The sequence below is a fragment of the Mycoplasma marinum genome (assembly GCF_004335975.1).
Lineage (GTDB): Bacteria > Bacillota_I > Bacilli_A > Mycoplasmatales > Metamycoplasmataceae > Mycoplasma_K > Mycoplasma_K marinum.
The window spans coordinates 1-1,498 of sequence record NZ_PSZO01000067.1; the positions used below are offsets into that span (position 1 = coordinate 1).

The window sequence follows — 1,498 nt, forward strand, 5'->3', positions numbered from 1 at the left end:
CCCCTATATTCAATAACTAATTAACATGCAATTTGCACAAAAGAAATAATTCCTAATTGGGAATTATTTCTTTTGCTTTTTTAAGATTTTATCTAAAGAATACAATTCCAAAATATAAGCATTTCAGCATTGTCTTCATCTTTTTTAATTAGATTCCCATGTAATAGAACATCTAAGTAAAAATAGCAAGTGTTTCTCTTGCTCTTGCTAAGATTACATTCATAATTCTATAGTGCATACCTTTATTCGAATATTATTTCATCAGATACAACATTTTTCACGTCACTTGAAATATTGATTTTTTCTACGATATCATGATTTAAATTTACAAAGGAATCATAGAAATCATAATTAGCTGACTCGCCTATAAAAGCTATTGCAATTTCTTGGTCTCTCATCTCTTTTCTATTAATTGTGGTATCTATCACGTCTCTAACGAAAGAAAGTCCTCATTTTTTAATTGGCAATGTCTTAACTTCTTGATTTTTAGGTCTTTGAGTTTTGGAAGAGGATCTTATCCTTTTTGGTCAAGAAATAAGTGTATTTCTATTTTTATATTTACCTTTGAAAATTCTTTGAGAAGCTTCTGTAAGGAATAAAAATTTTGATAACTCTTCATTACCGACTCCCTCTGAAAGTAGTCAAGTGGAATCAGTTGAATTGATATTATTTTTTTTAAATGGATTCTCTCTACCCATGACTACTTTTGTGGAATCTAATACATATTCAAATGTACTATTTTTAGCAAACTTTGCATCAACATTATAAGAGAGTATAAATTTAAAATCATACCCTTCTTCAAATAACGGAAATTCAAGATTATAAAATCCATGTCTATAGCCACCACCCACACTCGTCGTTGAAACTCACATTAGTTTTTTATTTATCATATTAAATAATTCCGTATTATCAATAGGGAGCGCTCCGGTTGGGTAATATGCAATATCTTTCAAACATCTTTTTTGAGCTACTCATGAACTATAACTTGATAATATTGCCGGTATCTCTAATAAAGAATATTGCATGTTTGTTAAATTTGCAACCAAACGTGTTATCAATGGTGTTGCATAACTACTTCCACCTGTTGTCTCCACTATTTTGTTATTTGAAACCACTGAAATTCTATCATTTATATCTCCGCCGAATATTGACACATCTGGTTTAGAAGCATGAAAACCAATGCTTCCCTTTTTAGTGTATGATGTTCTTGAAAGATCCTGTTTAACCGCTGAAACAGAAAGCGCCCTAAAACTATCTGAAGGTGGTGAGATTTTATCATCTCCGCCATCTGTATTGTTACCTGTCGAAATAATAAACATAATTTTAAATTCTTCTTGCAATCCATCTAAAAATACTGCATAATCAGAAACCTCAAATTTTGTTGCTTGAACATCGAAGTTAATGGACATATTCCAAAATTTTATTTCTTTGTGATTCTTAGAAATAATATCCCTTAATACTTCTTTAAATTTTAAGTATGTAATTTCTTCATTGATTA

The 1,498-nt window shown here is 29.8% G+C and carries 1 protein-coding gene; it reads right to left on the minus strand.

Translation table 4 applies throughout. The features are described 5' to 3' along the window. Positions 1-242: 242 nt before the first annotated feature. Positions 243-1,498, minus strand: a 1,256-nt coding sequence (locus tag C4B24_RS04715) for a S8 family serine peptidase (RefSeq protein ID WP_168388371.1), incomplete at its 5' end; no start/stop codon positions are given.